14 protein-coding genes are annotated in these 17,560 nt (G+C 66.7%); 11 read left to right on the top strand and 3 right to left on the bottom strand.

Annotated features, from left to right (window positions below; genetic code table 11):
* Window positions 1-10: 10 nt before the first annotated feature.
* Both infB and U9J33_RS16720 read left to right on the top strand, forming a co-directional pair.
* Window positions 11-2,899, top strand: coding sequence for a translation initiation factor IF-2 (gene infB / locus U9J33_RS16725; RefSeq protein WP_132469144.1), 2,889 nt, complete (start codon window positions 11-13; stop codon window positions 2,897-2,899).
* 231 nt (window positions 2,900-3,130) lie between these two features.
* Window positions 3,131-3,661 carry a DUF1697 domain-containing protein gene (locus U9J33_RS16720; RefSeq protein WP_324696852.1) on the top strand — a complete coding sequence of 177 codons (531 nt, stop codon included), beginning with the start codon at window positions 3,131-3,133 and terminating at the stop codon, window positions 3,659-3,661.
* 58 nt (window positions 3,662-3,719) lie between these two features.
* Here U9J33_RS16720 and U9J33_RS16715 read toward each other — a convergent pair whose 3' ends face one another.
* Window positions 3,720-4,079, bottom strand: a complete 360-nt coding sequence (locus U9J33_RS16715) for an RcnB family protein (protein ID WP_324696850.1) — start codon at window positions 4,077-4,079, stop codon at window positions 3,720-3,722.
* 109 nt (window positions 4,080-4,188) lie between these two features.
* Here U9J33_RS16715 and rbfA point away from each other — a divergent pair, with 109 nt between their 5' ends.
* On the top strand, window positions 4,189-4,596 hold the full coding sequence (gene rbfA, locus U9J33_RS16710; protein WP_054437981.1) for a 30S ribosome-binding factor RbfA: 408 nt from the start codon (window positions 4,189-4,191) through the stop codon (window positions 4,594-4,596).
* A 35-nt stretch (window positions 4,597-4,631) separates the two neighbouring features.
* On the opposite strand, the gene U9J33_RS16705 is transcribed toward rbfA, so the two are convergent.
* Window positions 4,632-6,227, bottom strand: coding sequence for a DUF1963 domain-containing protein (locus tag U9J33_RS16705; protein WP_324696847.1), 1,596 nt, complete (start codon window positions 6,225-6,227; stop codon window positions 4,632-4,634).
* A 124-nt stretch (window positions 6,228-6,351) separates the two neighbouring features.
* On the opposite strand from U9J33_RS16705, the gene U9J33_RS16700 reads away from it, so the two are divergent.
* From U9J33_RS16700 to pnp, 5 genes are all read left to right on the top strand, one after another.
* Window positions 6,352-6,942: a thymidine kinase gene (locus tag U9J33_RS16700; protein ID WP_054437978.1), complete on the top strand. Its 591-nt coding sequence runs from the start codon at window positions 6,352-6,354 to the stop codon at window positions 6,940-6,942.
* A gap of 43 nt (window positions 6,943-6,985) precedes the next feature.
* Window positions 6,986-7,672, top strand: a complete 687-nt coding sequence (locus tag U9J33_RS16695; RefSeq protein WP_185998664.1) for a site-2 protease family protein — start codon at window positions 6,986-6,988, stop codon at window positions 7,670-7,672.
* A gap of 58 nt (window positions 7,673-7,730) precedes the next feature.
* A complete protein-coding gene (gene truB / locus U9J33_RS16690; protein ID WP_324696843.1) occupies window positions 7,731-8,663 on the top strand; it encodes a tRNA pseudouridine(55) synthase TruB in 933 nt (310 codons plus the stop codon).
* A 5-nt stretch (window positions 8,664-8,668) separates the two neighbouring features.
* Complete coding sequence (gene rpsO, locus U9J33_RS16685; RefSeq protein ID WP_021232261.1) at window positions 8,669-8,938, top strand: 30S ribosomal protein S15; 270 nt, start codon at window positions 8,669-8,671, stop codon at window positions 8,936-8,938.
* A 167-nt stretch (window positions 8,939-9,105) separates the two neighbouring features.
* Window positions 9,106-11,421 (top strand): polyribonucleotide nucleotidyltransferase, encoded by a 2,316-nt coding sequence (gene pnp / locus U9J33_RS16680; protein WP_054437972.1) that lies wholly within the window; start codon window positions 9,106-9,108, stop codon window positions 11,419-11,421.
* A gap of 133 nt (window positions 11,422-11,554) precedes the next feature.
* On the opposite strand, the gene U9J33_RS16675 is transcribed toward pnp, so the two are convergent.
* Window positions 11,555-12,832, bottom strand: a complete 1,278-nt coding sequence (locus U9J33_RS16675; protein ID WP_324696839.1) for a sensor domain-containing diguanylate cyclase — start codon at window positions 12,830-12,832, stop codon at window positions 11,555-11,557.
* A gap of 332 nt (window positions 12,833-13,164) precedes the next feature.
* On the opposite strand from U9J33_RS16675, the gene U9J33_RS16670 reads away from it, so the two are divergent.
* From U9J33_RS16670 to U9J33_RS16660, 3 genes are read left to right on the top strand one after another with little or no spacing between them, the layout of a single operon-like run.
* Window positions 13,165-15,444: a TonB-dependent receptor gene (locus tag U9J33_RS16670; RefSeq protein WP_324696837.1), complete on the top strand. Its 2,280-nt coding sequence runs from the start codon at window positions 13,165-13,167 to the stop codon at window positions 15,442-15,444.
* Window positions 15,441-16,001 (top strand): hypothetical protein, encoded by a 561-nt coding sequence (locus tag U9J33_RS16665; protein ID WP_420719847.1) that lies wholly within the window; start codon window positions 15,441-15,443, stop codon window positions 15,999-16,001. The genes U9J33_RS16670 and U9J33_RS16665 overlap by 4 nt, the downstream gene beginning before the upstream one ends.
* Complete coding sequence (locus U9J33_RS16660; RefSeq protein ID WP_324696835.1) at window positions 16,001-17,470, top strand: PepSY-associated TM helix domain-containing protein; 1,470 nt, start codon at window positions 16,001-16,003, stop codon at window positions 17,468-17,470. Before U9J33_RS16665 ends, U9J33_RS16660 begins: the two co-directional genes overlap by 1 nt.
* Window positions 17,471-17,560 lie beyond the last annotated feature (90 nt).

Raw genomic sequence — 17,560 nt, 5'->3', positions numbered from 1 at the left:
GACGAGAGATATGAGCGAGACCGACAACAAACCGACCCTGGGCCGCAAGCCATTGGGGCTTAAGCGTTCCGTGGAAGCCGGTGAGGTCAAGCAGACCTTCAGCCATGGCCGGACCAACAAGGTCGTGGTCGAGGTAAAGCGCCGCAAGGTGCTCGGCAAGCCGGGCTCCGAAGGCGCCGTCGAAGCCGCGCCCCAGGCCGCACCCGCACCTCAGGCCGCACCTGCTCCGCAGGCCGCCGCGCCTCAGCCTGCCCCGCAGCGCGCGGCTCCGCCGCCGCCGCCGCGCAAGCCGATTCCCTCGAACGAGACTCCGCAGGAGCGAGTCGCCCGTCTTCAGCGCGAGGCCGAGGAAGCCCGACTCGCCGCGCTCGAGGAAGCGAACCGCCGTGAACACGAAGAAAAGGTTCGTGCTCACGAGGAAGAGAAGCGCCGCGCCGAAGACAATCGCCGTGCCGAAGAAGAAGCCAAGGTTCGCCAGGCAGAGGAACAGGCGGCCCAGTCCGCTGCGCCCGAGCCTGTTGCTCCTGAGCCTGCCGCTGCCCCGGCGCCGGAAGCCCCGGCCGCAGCTGCTGCTCCGGTGGAACCGGCTGTTGCCGCTCCGGTCGCCAAGGCTGCCGAAAGCGCGCCTGCCGAAGTGAAGGCACCGGAAGCCAAGGCTGCCGCTGCTCCGGCCCCGGCGCCGGTCGCAGCGCCCGTGGCCCCGGCCCCGGCGCCGCGTCGTTTCACCCCGGTGAAGCGCCCCGAACCCATCCGCAAGCCGGAACCCGTGGCTCCGGCCGCTGCCAGTGCCGCTTCGGGCAATGCCAATGCCGGCAACGCCGGTTCGGGCAATGCGCCTGCCGCAAACGCTGGTTCGGCGGGTGCCGCCTCGGGCAACACCTCTTCGGGCAACACCTCGGGCGGCAACACCGCCGCGAAGGGCCCGGCCGCAGCCAAGAAGGGCGCTCCGGCTCCCGCTCCGCGCCCCGGCGACCGCGACCGCAAGGGTGGCGATCGCCGCCAGTCGGGCAAGCTCACGGTCAACCGTGCGCTCAACGAGGACGAAGGCGCCCGCGCCCGCTCGCTCGCCGCGCTCAAGCGCGCCCGCGAGAAGGAACGCCGTGCACACTTCGGCGGCTACACGCAGCAGCGTGAAAAGCAGGTCCGCGACGTGGTCGTCCCCGAGGCGATCACCGTGCAGGAACTGGCGAACCGCATGGCCGAAAAGGGCGCCGACCTGGTGAAGGCGATGTTCAAGATGGGCATGATGGTCACCGTCAACCAGACGATCGACCAGGATACCGCCGAACTGCTCGTCACCGAATTCGGCCATAACATCCAGCGCGTGTCCGAAAGCGATGTCGACATCGACACTTCGGCCGACGTCGATGCGGTCGAGACCCTGAAGTCGCGTCCCCCGGTCGTGGCGATCATGGGCCACGTCGACCACGGCAAGACCTCGCTGCTCGATGCGCTGCGCGGTACGGACGTGGTTCGCGGCGAAGCGGGCGGCATCACCCAGCACATGGGCGCCTACCAGATCAAGACCAAGGGCGGCGATCTCGTCACCTTCCTGGACACGCCCGGCCACGCTGCCTTCACCCAGATGCGCATGCGCGGTGCGAACGTCACCGACATCGTCATCCTGGTGGTCGCCGCCGACGACGGCATCATGCCGCAGACGATCGAGGCCATCAATCACACCAAGGCCGCCGGCGTGCCGATGATCGTGGCGATCAACAAGATCGACAAGCACGAAGCCAATGCGCAGCGTGTCCGCGAGCGTCTGCTGGAGCACGAGATCGTCGTCGAGGCGATGTCGGGCGACGTGCAGGACGTCGAGGTTTCGGCCAAGACGGGCGCCGGTCTGGACGAGCTGATCGAGAAGATCCTGCTCCAGGCTGAACTGATGGAGCTCAAGGCCAACCCCGACCGCGAGGCCGAGGCGACCGTGATCGAAGCCAAGCTCGACAAGGGCAAGGGCCCGCTGGCGACCGTGCTGGTCAACCGCGGCACCCTGAAGGTCGGCGACATCCTCGTCGTCGGCACCGAGAGCGGCCGCGTGCGCGCCATGCTCGACGACAAGGGCCGTCAGGTGAAGGCGGCGCCGCCGTCGATGCCGGTCGAAGTGCTGGGTATCGGCGGTGTGCCGATGGCCGGTGACAAGCTGACCGTCGTCGACAGCGAGCAGCGTGCCCGCGAGGTTTCGGCCTACCGTCAGGAACAGGCGACCGCCAAGCGCACCGCCACGGCTCCCGCCAGCATCGACACGATGTTCTCGGCGCTTGCCGCCAAGCAGAGCGTCATCGAGTATCCGGTGGTGGTCAAGGCGGACGTGCAGGGCTCAGTCGAGGCGATCAACGCCGCGCTCCATGCCCTTTCGAACGACGAGATCAAGGTTCGCATCCTGCATTCGGGCGTCGGTGCCATCACCGAAACCGACGTGGCCCTGGCTTCGGCCTCGGGTGCGCCGATCGTGGGCTTCAACGTCCGCCCGAACGCCAAGGCGCGCGAGCAGATCGAGAAGACCAAGACGCCGATGATGTACTACGACATCATCTATGAACTGACCGCCGAAGTCGCCAAGCAGATGGCCGGCATCTGGGGTCCGGAACGCATCGAAACCGTCGTCGGCCGCGCTGAGGTCAAGCAGGTCTTCCCGGCCGGCAAGCGCGACAAGGCAGCAGGTCTGCTCGTTGTCGACGGCTTCATCCGCAAGGGTCTCAGCGCGCGTCTTACCCGCAACGATGTCATCGTTTCGGCGACCACGATCTCCTCGCTGCGCCGCTTCAAGGACGACGTGGACGAAGTGCGCGCCGGTCTGGAATGCGGTGTCGTGCTGGCCGATACGAACGACATCAAGGCGGGCGACCACCTCGAAGTCTTCGAAGTCAGCCACCGCGAGCGTACTGTCGGCTAAGGTCCGCAGGACCAGGCTTGCAGGGCTTCGGCTCCTGAGTATCGGACGGCCACCGTCGGGCATGAAGCCCGGCGGTGGCCGTCGGTCTTTGGGGAGCCGGGCCGCCGCAAGGCGCAGGGCGGAAATGCCGATGCTTCCCTTGCCGAGCTGTTTGAAACGTCGGGATGTGGGTGGATACCGGGGCCGCTCTTCGGCCTGCTGCCCGCATTCCCTGGCCATGATGGTGAACCGATGACCCGCTACTGCGCCTTTTTTGCCTCGCTGATCGTCGGCGGGGATCGCCTGTCGATGGCGGATCTGCGCTATGCCTTCGAGCGCGAGGAACTGGAGAATGCCGAAACGGTGATCTCCAGCGGCAATGTCCTGTTCGAATACGAGGAACGCCCGACCGAGGGGCTGGAGGATCTGCTCTCCTACGTGATGCGTGACCGCTTTGACATGTCGGCCTACACGGCCGTCCGCAATCGCGACGAAATTCGCGCGGCGGTGGAGGAAAATCCCTTCGTGGGAAGTGACGACGCCTTCGTCCATACCGTGCTGCTGGAGCGGCAGCCGACCAAGCAGCAGTTCGGCCGCCTGGTCGGGGATCACGGCAGTATCGGCGCGGAGCGGCTTGCGCTCGGCGATCGCTGCCTGTTCGTGGATTTCGGCGGGCCGATGGGGGAGAGCCCGCTGACGATGGAATTCATCGAGAAGCGGCTCGGCTGCCGGGGCGCGGCGCGCAACGTGCGCACGCTGGCGCGGATCGTGACCAAGATGTGAAAAGGGGCGCCGTGCCTGGTCCGGCACGGCGCCCCGTCATTCGCGATCCGTTACGCGATCAGCGGAACATGCCGCTGGTCACGGCGGCGACGATGCCGCTGGTGATGCCGACCAGCAGCAGGTCATTGCCCGAGCGCACATAGTGGTAGCCGCGCGGCGGCGCCTTCACGTTGCGGTACTTGCGATAGTCGACGACCTGGTAGTTCGAGGCGCGGTTGAGGTCGAACTTCTCGCCCTTGCGGAACTGGTGCGGACCCTTGTTCTGCTGCGGGGCCTTCCTGGCCGGCGCGTGGCTCGACTGCTGCGAATGGGCCTGCGAACGGTCAGGCTCGTGGCTGCCGGGGGCGGCCATGGCCGGCGCCGCCACGGTCGGCGCGAGCAGGGCGGCGGCGAGCAGGGCAGCGGTGAAATTCCTCATTCGGTAGCTCCTCGAAGTATGACTTGCAGGAGCTAAACCACACAAAGCGGCTTTCGAGCCGTAATCAATTGTTGCAAATTGTCGTCGTCAGCCCACATGGGACAAAGCCATGGTACGCCAGCAAGTAACTCCCGAGCAGCACGCCGTCCGCCTCCTGAAGGTGGGCGAACAGGTGCGTCACGTCCTTTCAGAGATTCTCACCCGCCAGCAGGTGCACGACCAGACGCTCAGCACGCATGCGGTGTCCGTTACCGAAGTGCGCATGACGCCCGATCTGCGACATGCGAACGTTTTCGTGAAGCCCCTGCTGGGCGAGGACGAGGAAGCGGTGCTCAAGGCGCTGCGCACGCACACCGCGTTCTTCCAGCGCGAGGTCGCCCAGCGGCTCAAGCTGCGCTACGCGGCGAAGATCCGGTTCCGCGCCGACGAGACCTTCGACGAGGCCAGCCGTATCGATTCGTTGCTGAACGACCCGCGCGTGAAGCGCGATCTGCAGGACAGCGCTGGCGAGGAATGACCTGGCCCGCCTGAGCGCGGGTATCCGTGATCGCCTCAGCCCGCCTCGAAAGTGAGTGCGACCTTGTCCCACCGGCCTTCGGCAAGGTCATGCGGGGCGATCCAGAACTGGTAGAGCCCAAGCTCGCCCCAGTTCCATTCCATCATGTCGTCATGGCCGAGCTGCAGCAGCAGCACGTCGCCGCGATGATCGTCGCGCGCGGCGTGGTGGCGGCTGCCGGGGCCGAAGACCTGGTGCTGGTGCAGGTTGGCGAGGCGGAAGCCCGCGTTGATCCGCGCCAGTTCCGCATCCGGGATCTGCGGCAGCGCTTCCGGCGGTCCCGAAACCATCGCCCGCAGTGAAAGCGCCGCCAGTTCCGCAGGGCTGCGGGGCGCGTGTTGCCGGACCAGTTCCCCGCAGTCCCGGTGGACGTGAGAGAGCACGTCCCGCACCACCGCCAGTTCCTCCGCGCCCAGCGGCGCCCAGGGATCGCGGCCGTCGACGAAGCCGTCCATCGCGGCGATGACCTGCGGGAGGGCTTCGTACTGCGCCCGGATGGACCGAAGCCGCGCATCTTCCCGATCCAGCGCGCGCCGCGCCGCTTCGAGCTGGAGCGGGGTGGTCGAGGGATCGTCTTCCAGCATGTCGAGATCGGCGCGGGCGGCCGCGGTGCGGTCCTCTCGCAATGCGATCAGGCGCGGGGCGCGGTCCATCGCGGCGCGGAACTCCGTGGCCAGATGGATCGCGCCGTGCCACCACATCCAGGTAACCGGCTCTTCCACCGTGAATGGCCCGGTCCGCAGGGGATAGCGGGCGCGCAGGCGATCCAGCATGGCCTGTTCGATCGCCTCGTCGTTTCCGATCTCGCGGTAATCGTTCAGTTCGTCAGGCAGGGTGATGGCGACCGGCTCCACCGGCCAGTATGGAAAGAAGCTGTGGCCGAGACGGGCGGCATCAGTGGGAAGCGCATGGCCGCCTTCGTCATCGGCAGGAGGCAGCTGGGCAGGCGGGGCGGAGAAATCGCCGCTGCCCGGCGGCACCGGGATGACCGCGCCCGGACCGGCGAAGAAGGCAAGCGAACCCTGATGCGGCAGCGGGCTTTCCGGGCATGCCGCGGCGAGTTCCGCCAGATCGATCTGCGCGGCGAAGGGCAGCGGCACGCCGTTCTCGTCTCTCGGCCACGGGGTCTTGCCGAGCCGGGGCAGGCCGCCGAGCCAGCTTCCATCGCCGAACCAGTCGCGCTCGCGCTCGCGCGGCTTGCGGACAAGGACGACGGGGCGCGGCGGAGGAGCGAAGTCTGCGAGTTCGCCGGTGGTTGGCGGCGAGGGCGCGAACCGGCCGTGCGGCCCGGCGATGCGCTGTTCGTCGGTCAGCGGTTCGGGCCGCCAGACCGGACCGGGCGCGGGCTTGCGGCGCGCGAAGCGGGCGGCGAGGAGAACGGCCAGCGACAGCACGAGAGCCAGCGCGAGCGGTGCGATCAGCGCGCCGGTATGGCCAAGGAGCGAAACGAGATCGGCGGCGCGCTGGTCCAGCGGGTCCAGCAATTGCCGCAGCGAGCCGGTGGCATGGGCGGCACGCGGAGCGAGCGCCAGATACCCGGTGGTCAGCCCGGCCAGCGCGAAGATCACGATGACGGCGATCCATCTCTTCATGCCCAACTCCAACCACGGTTGTCGTTCGAGCGGGATTAGATAGCGGCGGAACAATTCATTCAAGCGGGGACAATCGCCGCGTGTGCCGTGCAGGCCGGGAATACGCATGTTATCCCCAGTCGCGATGGCCAAGCTCTATTTCTACTATGCCAGCATGAATGCCGGGAAGTCGGCGACTTTGCTTCAGGCGAATTTCAATTACCACGAACGCGGCATGCGCACGATGCTCTGGACCGCGGGGCTGGACGACCGCAGCGAGGCGCGGGGCGAGGATCACGCGATCGAAAGCCGCATCGGCCTCCATGCCGAAGCGCGCCGTTTCCTGACGGACACCGACCTGGTGGCACACGTGAAGGCGGTCCACGCGGTGGAGCCGCTGTCCTGCGTGCTGGTCGACGAGGCGCAGTTCCTGACGCCCGGGCAGGCCTGGCAATGCGCCCATATCGCCGACCGGCTGAACATCCCGGTGCTGTGCTACGGGCTGCGCACCGATTTCCGGGGCGAACTGTTCCCCGGTTCGGCGGTATTGCTGGGTATCTCCGATGCCCTGATCGAACTGAAAGCCGTGTGCCACTGCGGCCGCAAGGCGACGATGAACTTGCGGGTCGATGCCGCGGGCGGCGCCGTCCACGAAGGCGCGCAGACCGAGATCGGCGGCAACGATCGCTATGTGGCGCTGTGCCGCAAGCATTTCGGCGAAGCGCTCGGGCGGTGACGGGCCCATTGCGGGCGAGCGCCTGCGCACCTAGATCACGGGCATGAACCAGACCCTGCTGCAGGCCGCGGCGCTCGTCATTCCCCTGATCCTTGCCATCGTCTTCCACGAAGTGGCGCATGGCTGGACCGCGCTCGCGCTGGGCGACCCCACCGCGCGGGAGCAGCGGCGGCTGTCGCTCAATCCGCTGCGCCACGTCGATCCTGTGGGCACGGTCATCCTCCCCGGCGCGCTGGCGCTGGGGGGCGCGCCGATCTTCGGATGGGCCAAGCCGGTGCCGGTCAACCGCTGGCGCCTGCGCGATCCGAAGCGGGGGATGATGGTGGTCGCGGCGGCGGGGCCGGTTTCCAATCTCGTGCTGGCGGCGATCGGCGCGGTGCTGCTGGGACTGCTGGTGAGGCTGGCGGGGTCGTCCGAGAGCGATGTGCTTCAGTTCGCCGGGCAGAACCTCAACAACTTCATCATGATCAACGTCTTCCTCGCGCTGTTCAACCTCCTGCCGATCCCGCCGTTCGACGGATCGCACATCGTCGAGGGACTGCTGCCGCGCGGGCTGGCGGAGCCCTATGCACGGCTTCGCCCCTATGGTTTCCCGCTGTTGATCGTGCTCCTGCTCGTCGTTCCCTACTTCTTCCCGCAGTGGGGGCTGGTCGGCCGCCTTGTGGTGCCGCCGGTCATGTGGGCGACGGGGCACTACTACGCCCTCGCGCAGTTCGTGGCAGGATACTGAGCCGCCGTTTCGGCGGACGATCGTTGACAAACCGGCCCGGCGCGACTTGGGGAGAGGGATGAATGCACCCGCCCAGACTCGCCCGGCTCCGCATGGCTGGATCATCCTCGACAAGCCGCTGGGGCTAGGCTCGACGCAGGCCGTCGCCGCCGTGAAGCGCAACTTGCGCGAGGCGGGCTATGGCAAGAAGGTGAAGGTCGGCCACGGCGGCACACTCGATCCGCTGGCTACCGGCGTGCTGCCGGTTGCGCTGGGCGAGGCGACCAAGCTGGCCGGGCGCATGCTCGATGCCAGCAAGAGCTACCTTTTCACCGTGCGCTTCGGTTCGGAAACCGACACGCTCGACCTCGAAGGCAAAGTGATCGCCACAAGCGACGTGCGCCCGGCGCTTGAGCAGGTGGAGGCGGTGCTGCCGCGCTTCACCGGCCCGATCGAACAGGTGCCGCCGATCTATTCCGCCCTGAAGGTCGATGGCGAGCGGGCTTACGACCTTGCGCGTGCCGGGCAGGAGGTCGAGCTGAAGACCCGCGCGGTCACTATCCTCGATTTGCGCCTCGAACGATTCGATCCGGAAGAGGGGGCGACATTGCTCGCCCACGTCTCCAAGGGAACCTATATCCGATCCCTGGCCCGGGACGTCGCGCAAGCTCTTGGAACGCGCGGAACAGTGACCATGCTGCGCCGCGTGAAGGCCGGCCCGTTCGACCTGTCTCACGCGATTTCTCTGGACAAATTGAACGAAATCGGCAAGGGCGCACCGCTTGAACAGATACTCTTGCCACTTGAGGTGGGGCTGGACGACATCCCGGCCATCGACCTCGGTCCGGAGCAGGCAAGGGCGGTCCGACAGGGCCGCGTTCTGACCGGACTGCCCCATGATGACGGGCTCTGCTGGGCGCGAGAAGGGATCATTCCCGTCGCGCTCATGGAGCTTTCGGGCGGCGAAGCCCGCGTTGTCAGGGGGTTCAACCTATCGGATGTCGCGGAGTAAAGTTTATGTCGGTTACCGCTGAAAAGAAGCAGGACATCATTTCGGACAACGCACGCGTCGCTGGCGACACGGGCAGCCCGGAAGTTCAGGTCGCGATCCTCACCGAGCGCATCCGCAACCTGACCGAGCACTTCAAGGCTCACCACAAGGACAACCACTCGCGTCGCGGTCTGCTGGCCATGGTCAACAAGCGCCGCTCGCTGCTCGACTACCTGAAGAAGAAGGACGTCGCGCGGTACAACGCCCTGATCCAGAAGCTGGGTCTGCGTAAGTAAGACTAACGGGAGGCGGCCCCTAGCGGGCCGCTTCTTGCATCAGGGGTCGGTCCGCAATTCGGCGGCAGACCCAGGGGCCCCACAGCGGCTCCATACCGGACCGGGACGGCATACCCGGCAGTAAACCCCGCCGTGCAATAGGGCCGGTGGGCTGAGGAAAACCTCTTATGTTCGACGTCAAAACCGTAAGCATGGAGTGGGGCGGCAAGACGCTCACTCTGGAAACCGGCCGCGTTGCCCGTCAGGCTGACGGCGCGGTCCTCGCCACCTATGGCGAAACGGTCGTGCTCTGCGCGGTTACCGCCGCCAAGTCGGTGAAGGAAGGCCAGGACTTCTTCCCGCTGACCGTGCACTACCAGGAAAAGTTTTCGTCCGCAGGACGCATCCCGGGTGGCTTCTTCAAGCGCGAACGCGGCGCCACCGAAAAGGAAACGCTGACCAGCCGCCTGATCGACCGTCCGGTCCGTCCGCTGTTCCCCGAAGGTTTCTACAACGAAATCAACGTCATCTGCCAGGTCCTGAGCTATGACGGCGAAACCGAGGCCGACATCGTTGCGATGATCGCCGCTTCGGCCGCTCTCACCATCTCGGGCGTGCCCTTCATGGGCCCGATCGGCGCCTGCCGCGTCGGCTTCGTCGACGGCGAATACACGCTGAACCCGAAGCAGACCGCCGCGCTGGCCGATGGCCGCCTCGATCTCGTCGTCGCCGCTACCGGCAACGCCGTGATGATGGTGGAATCGGAAGCCAAGGAACTGACCGAGGAAGAGATGCTCGGCGCCGTCATGTTCGCGCATGACGAATGCCGCAAGGTCGTGAACCTTGTCATCGACCTCGCCGAGCAGGCCGCCAAGGACCCCTGGGAAATCGACCTGTCGGACAATACCGCCGACATCAAGGCGAAGCTCAAGAAGGCCGTCGGCAAGGACGTTACCGCCGCCTACAAGCTGACCGACAAGTCGGCCCGCGCCAATGCGCTGAACGCCGCCCGTGCCAAGGCCAAGGAAGCCTTCTCGGACGAAACGCCGCAGACGCAGATGGTCGCCATCAAGACCATGAAGAAGCTGGAAGCGGAAATCGTTCGCGGCGCCATCCTCAAGGACGGCAAGCGTATCGACGGCCGCAAGCTCGACCAGGTCCGCCCCATCGAATCGATGGTCGGCTTCCTGCCGCGCACCCACGGTTCGGCGCTGTTCACCCGCGGTGAAACGCAGGCGATCTGCACCACCACGCTGGGCACCAAGGACGCCGAGCAGATGATCGACGGCCTCGAAGGCCTGTCGTACTCGTCGTTCATGCTGCACTACAACTTCCCGCCCTACTCGGTCGGCGAAGTGGGTCGCTTCGGCGCTCCGGGCCGCCGCGAAATCGGCCACGGCAAGCTGGCATGGCGCGCGCTGCACCCGGTGCTGCCCGCCAAGGAAGACTTCCCCTACACGATCCGCATCCTGTCGGACATCACCGAGTCGAACGGCTCGTCCTCGATGGCGACGATCTGCGGCGGCTGCCTTTCCATGATGGACGCGGGCGTTCCCGTGATCCGTCCGGTTTCGGGCATCGCCATGGGCCTGATCCTGGAAGGCGAAGACTTCGCCGTCCTCTCGGACATCCTGGGCGACGAGGATCACCTCGGCGACATGGACTTCAAGGTGGCTGGCACCGAACTCGGCATCACCACGATGCAGATGGACATCAAGATCGCCGGCATCACCAAGGAAATCATGGGCAAGGCGCTCGAGCAGGCGAAGGCCGGCCGCGCGCACATCCTGGGTGAAATGACCAAGGCCCTCGGTTCCTCGCGTACCGAACTGTCGGCTCACGCCCCGCGCATCGAGACGATCCAGATCGACAAGTCGAAGATCCGTGACGTCATCGGCACCGGCGGCAAGGTCATCCGCGAGATCGTCGCCGAAACCGGCGCCAAGGTCGACATCGACGATGAAGGCGTGATCAAGATCTCGTCGTCCGACATCGCCCAGATCGAAGCCGCCAAGAAGTGGATTCTCGGCATCGTCGAGGAAGCGGAAGTCGGCAAGATCTACAACGGCAAGGTCGTCAACATCGTCGACTTCGGCGCTTTCGTGAACTTCATGGGTGGCAAGGACGGTCTCGTCCACGTCTCCGAAATGAAGAACGAGCGTGTCGAAAAGCCGACCGACGTCGTGAAGGAAGGCCAGGAAGTCAAGGTCAAGGTCCTCGAGATCGATCCGCGCGGCAAGGTTCGCCTGTCGATGCGCGTCGTCGACCAGGAAACCGGTGCCGAGCTGGAAGACACCCGTCCGGCCCGCGAACCGCGCGAACCGCGCGGCGATCGTGGTCCCCGCGACGATCGCGGCGGTGACCGTCGTGGTCCGCGCCGTGACGGCGGCCGTGGCGGCAACGATCGTGGCCCGCGCGGCGATCGCGGTCCCCGTGGTCCGCGTGATGGCGGCAACGGCGGCGGCGATCCCGACCACCTGCCGGCGTTCCTCAAGGAGGACTGATCGCGGCGCGATCGGCCTTTCAGGACCCGAAAAGACGAAGGGGCCGCAGCGATGCGGCCCCTTTTTCGTGTCCGGGACAGGACAGGACCGGGCGGCGGCTTTCAGGTGGTGGCTATCAGGTAGATGGCGGCGATCAGGCCGAGGCGGTCAGGCGCAGGGCGCTCTTGTCCTCGGCCTTGCCGCGGCGGGAGGCGATGACGACGCGGTTCTTGCCGGCCTGCTTGGCGGCGTAGAGCGCATTGTCGGCCATGGGTACGAGGTCGGCGGCGCCGGTTGCCGTTTCGGGCACGGCGGCCACACCGAAAGAGGCGCTGATCTGCGCGGCATGGATCTCGGAAAGGCCCTCGATCCGCTTGCGCAGGATTTCGGCCTTGGCGGCGGCATTGTCGATGCTGCACTTGGGCATGATCACCAGCAGTTCCTCGCCGCCGTAGCGGGCCACCACGTCGGACGGCCGCAGCGTTCCCACCAGTTGTCCGGCAACGTCGCGCAGAACCGCATCGCCCTTGGCGTGGCCGTAATCGTCGTTCAGGCGCTTGAAGTTGTCGAGGTCGATCATCAGCACCGAGGTTGCCGTGCCGGTGCGCTGGGCAAGGCTGATGTAGCGTTCGAGCGCGTCTTCCATGTAGCGGCGGTTGTAGAGCCCCGTCAGCGGATCGCGCAGGGACTGCGTGCGCAGCTTTTCGCGCAAGGTGATGTTGGACAGCGCGAGCGACATCGAATCCGCCAGCGCGCGTGCCACGCGGAGCAGGTCCGTCAGCCGTTCGAGCGCGTCCGGCGCCTCGCTGGCGAACACCAGCAGCCCGAATACCTGCCCCCGCGCCATCATCGGCACTTCGATGGTGGAACTGCCGCCGATCGGATGGAGGCAGCACAGCGTGCCGCTGCGCGCGTCGTTGATATGGGGCTTGCCACGCTTGAGTGCCCAGCAATTGTCAGGGAACAGCGTGCAGGGCGGCTCGAAATCCTCGCTCCGGCTCCATGACTTGGCCAGGTCCAGCCGGTCTCGGGAATTGTTGAAGACGTAAAGCGCGCCGCTGAAGCCCGGCAGCAGGCGTTCCGCGCTTGCCCGCAGGACGGCGCCGGCATCTTCGTGGTTTTCCGCCGCCTGTAGCATGTCGGTCATCGCGAAGAGTTCCTCAAGCTGGCGCCGGGCCTCTCCGGCTTCGTCGATCAGCTTGAGGTGGGAATCGAGTTCGGCCACCGCGCGGCGTCCGTAGCGGATGCCGACGGCAAGAGTGGCAATCGCGCCGATCGCCGCAACGGCGGCGAAGCCATGCGACACCGCGCGCTCGGTGAAGATGCTGGCCACGGCACCGGCCGCGCTTGCCGCCTGAACGAGATGAACCGAGGCGCGGCGAGCGCTGGTCAGTTTTCTGTTCGGCGAAAGTATACTTTCAATCGGCACCATGGCCCGCGCCCCCTGTGACGGGATGAAAGAGTACCGCCTGCGTACTAACAAACGATAACGGGTAGGGTTACGACGGGGTAAACACGCCGCTTATTCAACAATATATCACGGAATCTGCTTGTTAAATTTGCGCAATCGCATCGATAGCGCCGCCGCGTCGACAAATTCATCGCCGGGGCATTCGTGCGCTCGCCCGGCCTCGTGGTCTCCGCGCGGCGCGGCGAGACCCGGGCCGGACATGTCGCGGAAAATGCGGCGTGGTAAAATGAGAATGCGATTGACTCGCAATATCGATGAAATCTATGCCCCCGCGCGAAGGAACAGGGGGTTTCATGTTCAGGTTTTCCGCATTGCTTTCGAGCGTCGCCATGGCTGCGCTCGCCGTTCCCGCCCACGCGCAGGGCGCTCCGGTCGACGAGGTTTCCGGGCCTGACGACATCATCGTCACCGGCGAGAAGAGCGCCCGCACGCTTCAGGAGACGCCGACCAGCATCGCCGTCACCACATCCGAGAAGATCGAGCGGGAAAACCTGATCACCATTCAGGACGTCTACAACCGCACCGCGAACCTTTCCGAGACCTATGGCTCGTCGGGCTTCACCATTCGCGGCGTCAGCAATACCGGCGTGGGCGCCGGCGGTCAGGCCGATGCGGCGAGCGTCTACGTCGATGGCGCGCCGATCCCCAAGTGGGCGCTCTATGGTGGCCCGACCGACATGTGGGACGTGCAGCAGGTCGAAGTCCTGCGGGGGCCGCAGTCCACCATCCAGGGGCTCAATGCGCTGGCGGGCGGTATCGTCATCACCAGCAAGAACCCTGCTCTCGACCGTTGGAGCGGCGATGCGCGCGTGCTCTGGACCGAGCATGACGATCGCACTTTCTCCGCCGCGATCGGCGGTCCGATCATCAGGGACGAACTGGGCGTGCGCCTTTCGGCCGAGCGGCGGGCGGATCGCGGGCTGGTGCGCAACGTCACGCGCGGCGGTTATGACGACGCGCTGAAATCGCTGAACCTGCGCGGCAAGGTCATGTGGACGCCGAGCGCGATTCCCGGTCTCGAAGCGGTGGCCAGCTATAACCGCGTGCGGCGCGACGGCGGCTATCTCTACGAATATTCGCGGACCGACGTGCCGGACTACTTCGATCACCGCATCTCGACCGGCGATCAGCCCAGCCGCGGCAAGATCGACAGCGATCTGGCGGTGCTGAACCTCAGCTATCCGCTGGCAGGCGGGCTCAAGCTGTCGAGCGTGACTTCGTGGAACCGTTCCAAGGTCCACTCGGTGATCGACACCGACGGTACGCCGGAAGATATCCAGGCGATCGACAACCGCTACCTTTACAGGACGCTGACGCAGGAACTGCGCCTCAATTACGAGGACGAACGGCTGAGCGGGCTGCTGGGCGCGTGGTACTATCGCCGCACCGGCGCGATCGACCAGAACAGCCGCGTCAACATCGCCACGCCGACCGCGACGATCGCGGGGCTGCTTCAAGCCAACGGTTTCAACGCGGCAACCGCGCAGTCCATCGCTACGGCTTATGCGGCCCAGCTTCCGGTCATCCCGGTTGCCTATAGCGCCGAGCAGCCCGAGAAGGTCGAGACGATGGCCCTGTTCGGCGATGCCCGCTTCAAGCTGACCGACCGGCTGACGCTGATCGGAGGCTTCCGCTTCGATCACGAGCGCAACCGTTACGCGGCGGAGACCGTGGCCGCCTTCAACGGCACCCTGCCGGACGTGAACTTCATGGGCACGGCCTATGCGCCGGTCATCTCGGTCATCAACCAGGGCGTGCTCGGCCTCGTTTCCGATGCTTCCTCGCCGCTGGCCTCCAACAGCCGCACGTTCAACGCTTTCCTGCCCAAGGCCGGGATCAGCATGGACTGGACGCCCGACCTCACCACCGCATTCACAGTGCAGCGGGCCTACCGCTCGGGCGGGTCGAGCCAGAACCCGGCGCGCGCCGAACTGGTGCCCTACGATCCCGAATTCAGCTGGAACTACGAAGGCTCGCTGCGCTCCAAGTGGCTGGGCGGCCGCCTGACGCTCAACGCCAACCTCTTCTACATGGAGTGGAAGGACCAGCAGGTCACCGCCTACTTCGGGCTGAACGCCTATGACTACAACACCGTCAACGCAGCGGGATCGCACCTCTACGGGTTCGAGGTGGAGGCGAACGCCGCCGTGGCGACGGGTATCGATCTCTATGCCTCGGTCGGGCACGTTCGCACCCGGTTCGACGATTTCACCCTGCCGACGGGCGCCACCAGCACGGTCGATCTCCAGGGCACGCAGTTCCCCTATGCCCCGCGATGGACGCTTTCGGGCGGCGCGAACGCGCAGTTCGGCGGCGGGTTCACCGCGAACGTCAACGCCAATTACCGCACCTCGGTCTATACCGGGGTCGGGCAGGACCAGGCGCAGTACAAGGTTTCGGCCCGTACCGTGGTGAACGGCAAGCTCGGCTACGAGACCGGGAACTGGTCGCTCTTCGTCTTCGCCCGCAACATCTTCAACGAGAAGTACAAGCAGTACGAATATGCGGCGATCCACCAGGCGATCCTGGGTGAGCCGCAGACCTTCGGCCTGGGCGCCGGGGTCCACTGGTGATCTGGCCGGCAAGCCTCCTGCTGATGGCGGGGGGCGCGTCCGGCGCCTTCCTGCTGCGGCGCTCGTGGCTGCGGCGTGACGGTTCGGCGCTCGGCCTGGTGGCCGGGGGCTGGTTCGTCCTGCTCGGCTTCCTGCTGGCGGCGGCATTCGCGATCGGCCCGGTGAAGGGAACCGCGCTGGCGCTCGTCATGGAAGGCATCGGGGCGCTCGTCGTGATCTGGCTGGGCCGGGTCCGGCGCAAGGCCGCGCGCCTGCGCGAGGCGGACACCGCGCCCGAACCGCTGGAGGAACCGGGCCGCTTCTGGCGCGGCGCCCTGCGCACGCTGCTGGCCGGGCCGCTCGGCATGACCGCGGCGATGGCGGTGGCCTTCTGCGTGACCGTCTACCTGCCGGGTGACCCGCGGACCCGGATCGTTCTGGGCGGGCTGCTGATGCCGGTGCTCTGGGGCCTTGCCATGACCTGGACCCTCGCGGACCGCCGCATCCTGCGCGCCGCGGCGGTGCTGGTGGGCACCAGCGTGATCGGCTTCGGCCTTGCCCATCTGGGAGCCTCGTGATGAGCAATACCCGCAAGAAACAGTGGCGCTGGCCGATCTCGCCCGAGACGGTGCGTTCGGTGCTCAGCAGCCATTCGATCCTCGGCCTCGCCTTTGCGGCGGTGATCTATCTCGTCTGCGTGACCGGGACCGTGGCCGTCCTTGCGCCGGATCTCGAACGCTGGGAAGTTCCCGCCACGCCGGTGGCGCGGAGCCTGAGCGATCGGGCTGCCGCACGCGCCATCGCCGAGGGCGCGAAGGAGACGCCCGCCGACGCCGCGTTGTACCTGACCCTGCCGAGCGCCGCCAGCGAGGGGGGCACGCTGGTCGCCTATAGCCCGACGTTCGAGCGCAAGTGGGCGGTGGCGCAGGACGGTTCGCTTTCGCGGCTCGAAGCGGTCTGGACCGAGTTCCTGATCCACCTTCACGTCAACCTGCACCTGCCGCGAAGCTGGGGCGAGTTCATCGTCGGGCTGACCGGCGTGGCGCTGCTGTCCTCGCTGGTTTCGGGGATTCTCGCCCATCCGCGCGTCCTGCGCGATGCCTTCCACTTGCGCCTCGGCGGTTCGCGGCGGCTGCAGGAGGCGGATCTGCACAACCGGCTCGGGATCTGGGCGCTGCCCTTCCACTTCACCCTGGCACTGACCGGGGCGCTGCTGGGCCTCAGCACCATCATCGTCGCGGTGCTGGCCCTGCTGCTCTACCCGCAAGGCGGGATGAAGAAGGTCTACGAACTGTTCCTCGATGCGCCGCCCCCCGTCGATACGCGCGCCGTTCCGCTGCCGGATATCGCTGCCCTCATGGCCGAGGCGCGCGCGCATTCGCCCGAGGCCCGGCCGCAGAGCGTCGTGGTTGAACGGCCCGGCCGCGCCGACATGCGCATTGCGGTTCACGGCGGACGGGACCGGCTTCTGGTCCAGCAGGACGAGACCCGCTTCGATGCCGCCGGCAAGGCCATCGCGCAGGAGCATCCCGAAGACATCGCCACCGGAACCCGCATCCTTGGCGGTATCGGCCAGTTGCACTTCGGCTGGTACGGCGGACTGCCGGTGCGGATCGCCTATGCCTTGCTGGGCGCGGCGCTTTGCGTGGTGACGTCGAGCGGGGTGACGATCTGGCTCGCCCGTCGCCGCGACCGGGGCCGTCCCGCGCCGCAGTGGGAGCGGATCTGGGCCGCCGTCTGCTGGGGGCAGCCCGCGATCCTCGCCATGACCGCGCTGCTGGCGAGATTCGCGCCCGAAGCGCCACTTCCGCAGGCATGGCTGGGGCTCACCGTCCTGTCGATAGTGGCCTCGGCGCTGGCAAGGTCGGTTTCCGGACCCCGGCTCGCACGGGGCTGGCGCTGGGCCTTGGCGGGGTTGCTGGCGATGCTGGCCCTGATCCACGGCGCGGCGGCCTTGCCCGGCGGCGGATCGCTGCTGATCGATGTCCTGCTGCTGGCGGGCGGAGCGGGCCTGCTGGCCTCGCTCCTGCGCGGCCGCGCGGCCTAGGCACCTCGCCCCCCGGGACGCCCCTCGGGAACAGTTGATCATGAGCCCCGTTCATGACGGCATGCGATTTAGCGCAGTGCCGTTTGGCGC

This window comes from Novosphingobium sp. RL4 (genome assembly GCF_035658495.1).
In the GTDB taxonomy this organism is placed as follows: Bacteria; Pseudomonadota; Alphaproteobacteria; order Sphingomonadales; family Sphingomonadaceae; genus Novosphingobium.
The sequence above is the reverse complement of the archived record's forward strand: the minus strand, read 5'-3'. Positions and strand labels throughout refer to the sequence as shown.

What these genes read in the sequence shown, in the direction of transcription:
- infB (WP_132469144.1), top strand. Translation starts at nt 11, where the DNA reads ATGAGCGAGACCGACAACAAACCGACCCTGGGCCGCAAGCCATTGGGG.
- U9J33_RS16720 (WP_324696852.1), top strand. Translation starts at nt 3,131, where the DNA reads ATGACCCGCTACTGCGCCTTTTTTGCCTCGCTGATCGTCGGCGGGGAT.
- U9J33_RS16715 (WP_324696850.1), bottom strand. Translation starts at nt 4,079, where the DNA reads ATGAGGAATTTCACCGCTGCCCTGCTCGCCGCCGCCCTGCTCGCGCCG.
- rbfA (WP_054437981.1), top strand. Translation starts at nt 4,189, where the DNA reads ATGGTACGCCAGCAAGTAACTCCCGAGCAGCACGCCGTCCGCCTCCTG.
- U9J33_RS16705 (WP_324696847.1), bottom strand. Translation starts at nt 6,227, where the DNA reads ATGAAGAGATGGATCGCCGTCATCGTGATCTTCGCGCTGGCCGGGCTG.
- U9J33_RS16700 (WP_054437978.1), top strand. Translation starts at nt 6,352, where the DNA reads ATGGCCAAGCTCTATTTCTACTATGCCAGCATGAATGCCGGGAAGTCG.
- U9J33_RS16695 (WP_185998664.1), top strand. Translation starts at nt 6,986, where the DNA reads ATGAACCAGACCCTGCTGCAGGCCGCGGCGCTCGTCATTCCCCTGATC.
- truB (WP_324696843.1), top strand. Translation starts at nt 7,731, where the DNA reads ATGAATGCACCCGCCCAGACTCGCCCGGCTCCGCATGGCTGGATCATC.
- rpsO (WP_021232261.1), top strand. Translation starts at nt 8,669, where the DNA reads ATGTCGGTTACCGCTGAAAAGAAGCAGGACATCATTTCGGACAACGCA.
- pnp (WP_054437972.1), top strand. Translation starts at nt 9,106, where the DNA reads ATGTTCGACGTCAAAACCGTAAGCATGGAGTGGGGCGGCAAGACGCTC.
- U9J33_RS16675 (WP_324696839.1), bottom strand. Translation starts at nt 12,832, where the DNA reads ATGGTGCCGATTGAAAGTATACTTTCGCCGAACAGAAAACTGACCAGC.
- U9J33_RS16670 (WP_324696837.1), top strand. Translation starts at nt 13,165, where the DNA reads ATGTTCAGGTTTTCCGCATTGCTTTCGAGCGTCGCCATGGCTGCGCTC.
- U9J33_RS16660 (WP_324696835.1), top strand. Translation starts at nt 16,001, where the DNA reads ATGAGCAATACCCGCAAGAAACAGTGGCGCTGGCCGATCTCGCCCGAG.